Annotated in this window: 7 protein-coding genes and 2 pseudogenes; 3 read left to right on the forward strand and 6 right to left on the reverse strand. The window is 68.3% G+C overall.

Features of this window, described 5'->3' with window-relative positions; translation table 11 throughout:
- Positions 1–500: 500 nt before the first annotated feature.
- Positions 501–2,387 (forward strand): serine/threonine-protein kinase, encoded by a 1,887-nt coding sequence (locus IG78_RS0140100; RefSeq protein WP_030574363.1) that lies wholly within the window; start codon positions 501–503, stop codon positions 2,385–2,387.
- 199 nt (positions 2,388–2,586) lie between these two features.
- Here the strand turns inward: IG78_RS0140100 and IG78_RS48895 are convergent, their stop codons facing one another.
- Positions 2,587–2,892: a hypothetical protein gene (locus IG78_RS48895; RefSeq protein WP_199813370.1), complete on the reverse strand. Its 306-nt coding sequence runs from the start codon at positions 2,890–2,892 to the stop codon at positions 2,587–2,589.
- 144 nt (positions 2,893–3,036) lie between these two features.
- Between IG78_RS48895 and IG78_RS52035 the strand changes: the two are divergent.
- Positions 3,037–3,289, forward strand: a pseudogene (locus IG78_RS52035) (transposase family protein); the annotation flags it as partial.
- Between the two features lie 36 nt (positions 3,290–3,325).
- Here IG78_RS52035 and IG78_RS0140110 read toward each other — a convergent pair.
- The 4 genes from IG78_RS0140110 to IG78_RS0140120 are packed head-to-tail and all read right to left on the reverse strand — an operon-like array spanning position 3,326 to position 6,957.
- Positions 3,326–3,646 carry a DUF6262 family protein gene (locus IG78_RS0140110; protein WP_199813369.1) on the reverse strand — a complete coding sequence of 107 codons (321 nt, stop codon included), beginning with the start codon at positions 3,644–3,646 and terminating at the stop codon, positions 3,326–3,328.
- Positions 3,633–4,100, reverse strand: a complete 468-nt coding sequence (locus IG78_RS52040; protein ID WP_225882425.1) for a hypothetical protein — start codon at positions 4,098–4,100, stop codon at positions 3,633–3,635. Before IG78_RS52040 ends, IG78_RS0140110 begins: the two co-directional genes overlap by 14 nt.
- Entirely contained in the window at positions 4,085–5,917 is a 1,833-nt protein-coding gene (locus IG78_RS43485; protein WP_225882424.1) for a tyrosine-type recombinase/integrase, read from the reverse strand. The genes IG78_RS52040 and IG78_RS43485 overlap by 16 nt, the downstream gene beginning before the upstream one ends.
- Positions 5,914–6,957 carry a tyrosine-type recombinase/integrase gene (locus tag IG78_RS0140120; RefSeq protein WP_225882423.1) on the reverse strand — a complete coding sequence of 348 codons (1,044 nt, stop codon included), beginning with the start codon at positions 6,955–6,957 and terminating at the stop codon, positions 5,914–5,916. The genes IG78_RS43485 and IG78_RS0140120 overlap by 4 nt, the downstream gene beginning before the upstream one ends.
- A 610-nt stretch (positions 6,958–7,567) precedes the next feature.
- Here IG78_RS0140120 and IG78_RS0140125 point away from each other — a divergent pair.
- Entirely contained in the window at positions 7,568–7,828 is a 261-nt protein-coding gene (locus IG78_RS0140125) for a hypothetical protein (RefSeq protein WP_030574375.1), read from the forward strand.
- A 991-nt stretch (positions 7,829–8,819) separates the two neighbouring features.
- On the opposite strand, the pseudogene IG78_RS0140135 reads toward IG78_RS0140125, so the two are convergent.
- A pseudogene (locus IG78_RS0140135) lies at positions 8,820–9,108 on the reverse strand (phosphotransferase); the annotation flags it as partial.

Below are 9,108 nucleotides of genomic sequence, written 5' to 3' on the forward strand. Positions count from 1 at the left end.
GCGACAACACAGCCCACTCGGCATCCGAAAGCTCATGACGACGCACCACGACGAGCATGATCCCTCATCACTTGATCACCTTTGAAGACGACCCCTAGCGGTCGAGTCGTCGCGGGGCTCCGGGCGGCCAAGTTCTTTGAGCCATCGAACGGCGACAAGCTCACAGCCATACCCAGAACCCCCGGGCCCGCCGATCTTACGAATGACCAGCTCTGACCCATGCTTGGAAGGTAGGACAAGCTAAGACCGCCGCCCCCGTGGGAGAGGGAACCGTCCGCCCGGACGGACATCATCATCCCCGGGCGGGTCTTCGTCCCGGCCGGGGATGGCCGTCACGCCTGGGCCGGGGGACCGCCAAGGCAACCTCTCGCAGCGGTATCCCGGTGGGGTGACGGGTTGTGAGATATGCCTGCGAACCGTCGACCCGCTGATTTACGGTTTGTGCTTTCGCAGTGACCGACGGCGACCGCACTGGCGACGGAAGCGTGAGAGTACGGGACATGCCGAACGACGGGGACCTGATCGACGAGCGCTACCGCCTCGAACAGCGCATCGGCAGCGGCGGCATGGGTGAGGTGTGGCTGGCCTACGACAACGGGCTCGAGCGGCAAGTGGCGCTCAAGTGCACCCAGTCGAAGGAGGGCGGGGCGGTCAAGCGGCTGCGCAAGGAGGCGTGCAACGCCGCCAGACTGCACCATCCGCACATCACCTCGGTCTTCGACCTGGTCGACACGCCGGAAGGCTGTTGGATCGTGATGGAGTACGTGCCGTCGCGCAGCCTTGCCCAGGTTTTGGACGAGCGGGGCGTCCTGTCGCCCTCCGAAGTGGCTTCGATCGGATGCCAGTTGGCCGTCGCACTGGACGTCTCGCACCGCGCGGGCGTCGTGCACGGGGACGTCACCCCGGAGAACGTCCTGGTGGGAGCGGACGGCTTCGCCAAGCTGACCGACTTCGGCATCGCCCGCGCGCTGTGGCGGGAGGACTCGCGCAGCTGGCACGGCGGTGTCTACGGCAAACCGCGCTACATGGCGCCGGAGGTGGCGCGGGGCAATCGGATGACGGCGGCGGCCGACCTGTTCTCGCTGGGCGCTACGCTGCACACCGCCCTGGAAGGGCAGTCGCCCTACGGCGCGGCGGAAGACCCGCTGGCCTACCTGGAACTGGCCAAGAGGGGACGCGTCGTGCCCAGCCCCCGGGCGGGCGCGCTCGGCGCACCGCTGCGGGCGCTGCTGGCCGGCCGGCCGGAGTCACGGCCGTGCGCCGCCGAAGCGGCGCGGCATCTGCACGAGTTGGCGGGAGGCGCCTGCGCCTGCGTGCGCTCGCCCGGCAACGTCGGGGGGATGCGGTGCGCGCCCACCGGGTGGGTGTGGACCTGGAGCCGTGTCGCCGGGGCTGTCGCGCTGGTCCTGGCACTGGTGGCCGGTGCTGTGACCGCTGTCGTCGTTGCCCGCCCGTTCCAGGACGGGGCCGTGGCGTCGGAAACCGGTGACCCGAAGAACCGAGGGCCAAGGGCCGGCGGACCGGTCGGCGACGTCCGGTCCGCCGATCCGTGCAGTCTGCTCGAGCCCAGGGCGATGACCCGGTACGGCACGGTCGACATCGATCCTGGCTACGCCAATTTCGACCGCTGCGACCTACTGGTGGACAAAGGCGAGGACGAAGACGGGAACCCGACGGTCGCCGACGTGTCGGTAACCGTCCTGCCCGCCGGTGCGCAGCAACCCTCCGCTCTGGCGAAGCTGCGGCGGGCAGGCTCCGTGACGGTCGTCTCGGAGCCGCCGGCGGACAAGGAGTGCGAACGGCTGCTCCAGACCGAGCGCGGCGCATGGGTGCGCGTGGTGGCGAAGGCCGTCGCGGGCAGCCCGCCCCGGGTGTGCGCGCTCGCCGACACGGCCACGAGCGGGGCCGCCGGAGTGCTGGATCGCTACGCGGTGGCCCGACGGAGTCCGTTGGCGACGGCCGACCGGTCCTCACTGATCCGCTCGAACGCGTGCGCGCTGCTGGGCGAGGCAGCGCTCGGTGAGGTCGCGGGCCTCGACGTCCGGCGCCCGGAGGCCGGGGCGGGCGGGTGGAGCTGTGGCTGGCAGGGGTCGGGGAGTTCCGCCGAGGTGGCTCTCCGCTTCGACCAGGGGCAGCCGCCCACAGCCGAGGACGACGGCAAGCCGGTGCGACTCGGCGGCCGACAGGCGTTCGTACGCGCCGAGGGCGGCGAGAGCGGTGGTTCGTGCACCGTCAAAGTGCTGTACCGCACCTACCGGGCCGCCGACGGCCTCCTCTCCGAGACGCTGCTGCTGGAGGTCTCCGGCCCGGGCTCGGCGACCCGGCAGTGCGCCAACGCGACGGCCCTGGGAGCCGCGGTCGCCCGAAGCCTGCCCGCCACCGACTGACTGGCTTCCTGCGGCAGGACGGCCGGGCAGCCGACCGTGAAGGCCTTGGCGCCGGGCGCGGTCCGGTGCACCTGGGGCCGGCATCCCGATGTACCCGTCCTGGCCCGGGCGGACATGTCCTCGATGTTTTCCGCCCTGGGCAGGACGGGTACAGCGGTCACGGTTCCTGGATCCGTTCCGCGCGGGCCCGGGCGCCTCCTCACCCCAGTGTCTCCAGGAGCTGGCGCTCGCGCCCGGCACTCAGGCCCGCCCGGCGGGGCCGGTCCAGGCCCGCCTTGCGCTCCCAGCGCAACGTGTGCTCCAGCAGCTCCGTCCGGGGCCGGTGTCGCAGGCCGACCGCGGCCGCCGCGGCGCCGTCGAGGGCACTGAAGCCCGCCCAGTCCGGGTCGGCCACCCACAACGTGAGCGACTCCGGGCCCATGGCCTGCACCACATCCTGCCCGAGCAACCAGTCGTCGCCCGCCGCCACCACCGGTCCGGTGTGCCCGCCAATCTCCCGTGACATTGCGACCCACTCCCTGAAGGGCACGACCGGGCCGACCGCGTTGTACGTTCCGGTCGTTTCCCTCTCCACACAGTCGACCAGCCAGGGCGCGAGGTCCCGCACGTCGATCACCTGCGTCGGCCCGTCCGCCGAGCCCGGCACCAGATCATCGATGCGGACAGCCGTCTGGTCGTAGCGAGCGCCCGCCCGGCGCCGGAAACAGGGCCGACGCTCACGTCTGGCGCGAGTCGGATCTGCTGGCCGCGGCAGCGGGGAGGACGGTCATCACGGATGGCGCCTACCGGGCACCGGCCTCATCGTCCCGCACCGCAGAAGGGCCGGACGACGTCTCCTACGCGGGCAGGAGGAGGACAACGCCGAACACCGCCGGGTCGAGCACACCTTCGCCCGTATGAAGAAGAGGACGCTGTGACCAGGCAACTAAGCGGTGCATCTACCTCTCGGGGCGGAGTTGCCGGTTGCGTTCGAGCGCGGTTTCCAGCCTGCGGTGCAGGGAGGCGTCGCTGGCCGCGTTCCGGGTGCTGCGGTGGAGGGCCGGGACGCGCTGCTGGAGCTGGTTGATCGCGGTGATGAGGTCGGTCTGCGTGTATAGCCAGGACCGGGAGACACCGGCCGCGTTCGCGATTCCGACGACGGTGGGCCGTTCGTTGCGGCGGGCGGCTGCCTTGATGGCTTCTTCGGCGTGCTCGCGTGCTTGTCTGCTGCGGGCCTTCGAGGCTTCGACGAGGAACCGGGCGTTGTCAGCCGGTGGCATCGAGATCGGTCACCTTTCCGCCGGCCACGATCTGCTGCGGTCCGGCCTGTTCGAGGGCGTCGATGATCGTGCCGAGCTTGCCGAGCGTGCGGGTGTTCTTCTCGACGATGCGCGACAGGCCGGCTTGCTCGGCGTCGCCGATGAGCTTGCGGGTCTCTTCCCGCTGACGTCGGTGTTGGTCGAGGAAGTCACCGGTGGTGATGAAGAAGCGGCAGTCCAGGCAGGGGTTCGCGTACTCGCAGTCCGTCTGGATGGGAGCCCCGCAGTAGCCGTTGGGGAGGCTGACCTTGGCTCGGACCAGGGACAACCGCATCCAGGTCGCATCGGCAAGCGGATGGTCCACCGGCAGCGCGACGGCTTCGCCTTCGGCGTTGACCTTGAGGGACTTCTCCCAGTGCTCGCGCAGGGTCTTCTGGTGCAGCCGGGCGTAGATGGCCGTCATCTGCGGCGACATGTGGTCGAGCAGATGCTGGACGTGTGCTGCGGGACGTTGGCGTTGATCAATCGGGTGCCCAGCGTGTGGCGGAACTGGTGGAAGGTCACGCGGGCTGGGCGGCCGTGCTCGTCGATGAGGCGGATGCGCTCCAGCCAGGTCTCCATCTGTTCGCGGCACCAGGTGTCCGAGACGGCCTTGCTGCCGTTGAGGTTGGCCGTCCAGCCAGGGAACAGGAAGCGGCTTCTGGCGGGGAAGCGGGCCTGGACGCGCTTCTGTTGTGCGGCGATCTCGTCTGCGAGGGCCTGGCTGATGGGGAAGAACGCGACGCGGCCGTGAATCTTGTGGTTGATCCAGGTCAGGTAGGGGGCGCCGGTGTCGTCGTGGGTGACGCAGTCGAATTTCAATCGCCGGGCGTCTTTCATACGCAGGCCGCAGGAGATCAGCAGGGGGACCATGAGGCGGAGGTCGTCGTTGGAGATAAGCGTCAAGCTGGCGGGGTTCTCCATCTGTCGCATCAGGTGCTCGGAGATCCAGCGGGGCTTGGCAGGCGGCGGAGGCGGAGCGTCGTTGTAGATGATGGCGTCTCGCGGCAGGACCGGTTGCCAGTCGTGGGCGTGGGCATCTGCGAGGAATCGGCCGAGCGAGTTGATCGTGGCCCGGCGGGTGAACACATCCGGGTAGTCGACGGCCAGAGCGGCCAGCCACGTCTCGACCCTGGCGCGCGTCAGGTCGGCCGGCGCGGCGTTCGGCGACAGATGCCGAGAGAGATGGTGCAGGGAGCGCAGGTTTCCCGCGACGGTGTTGACGCTGATGTTCGTGCTGATGCGCCAACGGCACCATCGTTTGACCAGCTCGCGCAGCCAGGGCTGGGATATGCCGCCGAAGCGCAGGTAGCGCGTCTCTCCTTCGGCCAGGGCGAAGTGCCGCAGGTCCCACATGTCGCGCGGGTACTGGTCGGCCCACGGATCATCGGCGATGAGCAGGTGTTCCAGGGCGAAACGGGTGTCCGCGATGAAGCGGAAGGCCACCACATTGTGGCCGTGGCGATTTCCACCGAGTCCGAGCGGGGCGACGTGGTCACGCCAGGTGCTCTCGTCCCAGTCCAGGAGGCTGGTGGTGGGTGCCTCGCGGGCCCAGGTGACCGCGCGCCGGACGTCGCGGGCTGGGGTAAAGCGCAGTCCCTCGTCGTGCCGGTGTTGCAGACCGAATTGGAACTCCAGGCGCAGGGCGGGGGCCAGCTGTTCCAGGCGGATCTTCGGGTCTCCGCGGTGAGCGAGGTCGTCGTACCAGGTGTCGAGGGCCGGTCGGCCGTGCTTGCGCCACCGGTTGTGGTGGGTGTGACACAGCGGAGCGTCGGTGCTGTCGGTCCACCGCGGGCAGTCGGGGAACTCGCAGGTCCGCTCGGCGGACCAGGGCTTGCGCGGTGGTTGATAAAGGGTCCGTCTCAGCCAGGTTCCAAGGGGCGGGCGTCCGGCGTGGGTCCACCGCGAGGCGTGGCGGTGACACAGAGCGTGGGCGGCTCGGGCTCGGTTGCACCCGGCGACCAGGCAGGCCGACACCTGGCGTCGCTGGTGCAGTCGCGCGTCCTCCCGTGCGGACCAGCCATCCAGGTCGACCGGGCGCCCTGCCGCCGCCCAGCGGTGATGGTGGGTGCGACACAGCTTCAGCCTGCCCATCGTCAGCGTCGTCGGGCAGGACGGAATACGGCACTCGCCCGGGAAGAACACCAGGCTGTCCCGCGGCGGACAGAACACGGCCCGGAACTCCGGGCGCACCGTCTCCATCAGCCTGGCCAGCAGGCCGGCGGCGCCTGCATTCGTGCGGGGCGTGTTCACCGGGCCGATGCCCCGTCCTTGATGATCCCGGCCGAGAGGAGTACCCGGCGATGATCCTCGACATCGAGGTGACTGTAAATCTCAGCGGTGGTCTGCGTACTGGCGTGACCGAGGAGCTCGGCCACGACCTCGATCGACACCTCGGCCCGCAGCAGTCGGGTGGCGTAGGTGTGCCGACAGGCATGCGGCGAGAAGTGCGTGATGCCGGTCCGCTTCTGAAGGCGTTCCACCAGTTCGTTGACGTTCGCCCGGGTCATTGGCGAGCCGATCGGCGCGCGGAAGAGGTTGGCGAACACGAAGTCGCAGTCCAGCGTGCCGTACTCGCTCTCCATGTAGGCGGCGTAGCGGTCGAACAGCTCCGGCCGCACCGGGACGATCCGTCCCTTCATGCCCTTGACCCGGGCGCGGTTGGCGTTGTTCTCGCGTGGAACGACGTGCACCTCGCCCTTGCGGAGGTTCAAGTCAGCGTGCCGCAGGCCCAGGGCCTCGCTGATACGCAGTCCCGAGTCGTCCAGGAGCGCGATCAGGAACCGGTCCCGGCGCCGGTTACAGGCGCTCATCAGCCGCTGGAGTTCGTCGTCGGTCAGCGTCCGGGGCGGTTTGCGGTGGGCGTGGATGCGGATCGGGCTGTACTCGACCTCACCTCCTCGCTGGGTGTGCGCCAGCATCGGCGTATAGGAGCCTGTCGGCCGCCTAGCCAGCAGATTTCCCAACAGAGTCGGCACGCTCTCATCCCGCCGGGCGTGGAACCGGTAGAAGGACGCGAGCGCGGCCCGCTTCCGCTGCAACGTGGTGTTCTCCAGCGCCTGGCCGACACCCGGCAGCACGAACACCTCCGGCGCGCGGGCCGGCTTCGGACGGCGCAGCCAGTCGAAGAACTGCGCGACAACCTCCAACCGCAGACGCCGGAAGTCCAAGCCCATCTGGCCCAGCCAGACGAAGAAATCGCGCAGGTCGTAGGCGTAGCCCTGAACCGTGTTCGGCGAGGCACCCCTCGGCGTCAGGTGCGCGAGGAAATCCTCCACGTCATCGACGGGCAAGCCGTCGTCCCCCACCACGGTGTACGAGACCTGGCTTTGTACGTGGGACTCGACAACAGATGTCGATGGAGGCCGACAACATCCCGTTTGTGGTCGGCGCCGTGTCGGCGAGATCGGGCAACACTTGGCCGCAGGATCACGGCGCGGCGCCGGATGCTCCTCGACCTGGGGAATCGACGGGCCCTGGCTGCGTTACGGCGCCGGTAACCCTCCGGGGCGTTGCTCGAACTCACCGACATCCAAAGCCGGTGAAGCGGCCAGATGTTGTCGAAACCCGCATACAAGCGTTGCCGCTCTCCACGTACATAGCCAGAGACCGGACCATCTTCGGACAACCGCAGCCTCTGCACTGCGAACGACACACCACACCTCAGGCCGACATGGGCAGGCGAACAGAACCCGTCCATGTAGCACCGAAAGGCCCCGCCATGGCAGCGAGTTGGACATCAAAGACACCCACAAGACTGATGGACATAGTCGGGGATACAGGATCTCCATGGTGGCCATGTGCTACACGTGGCCGGTGTGCCCCCTGCGCGTGCGGGGACGAGGTTTCTGCCGATGCCGATGCCGATGCCGATGCCGATGCCGGAAGTCGTGAAGAGGTGGAGTGACCCCTGAGCGGCGCAAGTTGCGCTTCCCCAACGATGCCACGGTCACGATGATGTTCAACCCGGGCGAGAATACCCTGAGGGCCGTCGCCGACACCGGGACCGTGCGGGCGTGGGACACCACGACAGGTAAAGCCCGTCGCACCAGCTACATCGGGCCCGTGTCCGGGATGGTGCTCAGCCCGGACAGCCACACTCTGGCCACCGGCGGCAGCCGGTACATCGACACCAAGTCGGGTAGCCGGGTCATGGCAACGTGACCCGGCTACCCGACCAAGACAGTTCGGCTTTGGGAAGCGCCCAGTGGAAAGCTTCGGCGCACCCTGACTGACGTCATGGGCTCTGTTCACGCAAGCGCACTCAGCAGCGATGGATGCACCCTGGCCACCGGTGACGACGCAGGAATACTGAGGCTTTGGGATACCGCGACGGGCAAGACCCGCCGTACCCTCACCAGCCACACCGGGCCCCTGTTACGCAGTGGCGCTCAGCCCGGACGGCCGCACCCAGGCCACCGGCGGTTACGGGACGGCACAACTGTGGGAAGGCGAACTGGCTACCCCTGCCCAGGCAAATCTGCCGGACCGTACACGGGGGCTTCACCCCGCAGGAACGCTCGCTGTATCCAGACCTACCGGCCTGCCCTCTATGCCTGCCATGGCCTCCCAGCTCGCCGCGCTGCCGACGGATCTGCTGCGCACCCAAGTTCAACAGGTCGACGTCACTGTTCTTGCACGACTTCGACGACCATTACGAGGACTCGCTGGTTCGCCATGGCCCGGCCTTCTCGGGAGTGTTCCGCAAGGACCACCATCGTGGATGGGGTCCGCTTGGGGCCGGCTGACGACGCCACCGCAGTGACCGCTGCCCAACGCTGCCCTCAGCATTTCCCTGGATGATCTGCCGAGCTTAGAGCGCCGCTCCCGCGGCCCCGGAGACATCGCCCTCACTTCTCGAACGGTTGGGGCGCCGGACCGAGTGTGTACGTACGCTCCTGGCCGGAGAGCACCACGCGCGGCAGAAGACGCATGCTCGCCCCGCGGTGAAGTCAATGATTTCAAGCCCGTTTCCGGACCGGTATCGTCGGAACTGCGCGGTCTCGCAACGCGCAGCGGCGTCCTCGGCTGAGAGATCTCTTCTTAGTCGGGTAGCCGGGTCATGGCAACGTGACCCGGCTACCCGACTAAGTCACGGCTCCACGGCTGGTGACCTTGAACCTCGGGGTTTGAATACAGGTTCTCACCTTGTCGTTTAAGGTCGGGCGGGCGTTAGCTCACGTATCAACTCCATGGCTTCATCGAGAAGATGCGTCTCGGTCTCGTTCATTGACGGGTCGGCCGCCCGTCTCTTCCTGGTTTCCGCAAGGCATCCGGAGTCGGTGTTGCCCAGGGTGATCGCGGGGCCGAGGTGTGTCAGCAGTGAGGCGAGTACTGCGCGGGCCAGCGCCGCCAGGGCCGTGTTGCCGACAGCGACCTGCGCCAGGATCAGGGCCGACATTGCCCAGTCCAGTCCGGGTGGCCCTTCCTCGGTGTTGCGCCAG

It is taken from the genome of Streptomyces aureocirculatus (genome assembly GCF_000720475.1).
In the GTDB taxonomy this organism is placed as follows: Bacteria; Actinomycetota; Actinomycetes; order Streptomycetales; family Streptomycetaceae; genus Streptomyces; species Streptomyces aureocirculatus.